This is a genomic window from Micromonospora sp. DT4 (assembly GCF_049841675.1).
Classification (GTDB): Bacteria; Actinomycetota; Actinomycetes; order Mycobacteriales; family Micromonosporaceae; genus Micromonospora.
In genome coordinates this window covers 1-390 of record NZ_JBNCKT010000412.1, presented here as the reverse complement: position 1 = coordinate 390, position 390 = coordinate 1, and the positions used below count along the sequence as shown (strand labels likewise).

The 390-nt window shown below is 53.1% G+C and carries 1 protein-coding gene; it reads left to right on the top strand.

The features are described from left to right. On the top strand, window positions 1-390 hold a 390-nt coding region (locus ACLQ24_RS30360), incomplete at both ends, for a hypothetical protein (RefSeq protein WP_425895161.1).

Here is a 390-nt window from a genome sequence, read left to right as displayed (position 1 = left end):
AACACCGCGCACAAAACAACGCGCGAAACCGTACTCCCGACAAGGTGACAAGTCGCGCGAACAAGGTGACAAGTCGCGCAAACATTTCACACCGGGCGAGCGTGTCGACGCCATCAACACGTGGGTAGCGCAAGACTCCACCAATCGCCGGAACGCAGTCCCCGCAAGCGACGACACTGTGACGGTCGGAGAAAATAAATACCCGATCGGCAGGATTTTCGATGGCCTGGTGCGAGTTGAGTATTGCAAATACGATAAAAATGTTGCCGAAGCCCTAAAGAAAAACGGATACACCGTCGAACGTGACGGCCATGGACATATGCATATCGTCAAGTTTCAGAGAATGAAAGACGAGAAGGCGAGAGACTTCCTCGCCATCTACGAGGACTG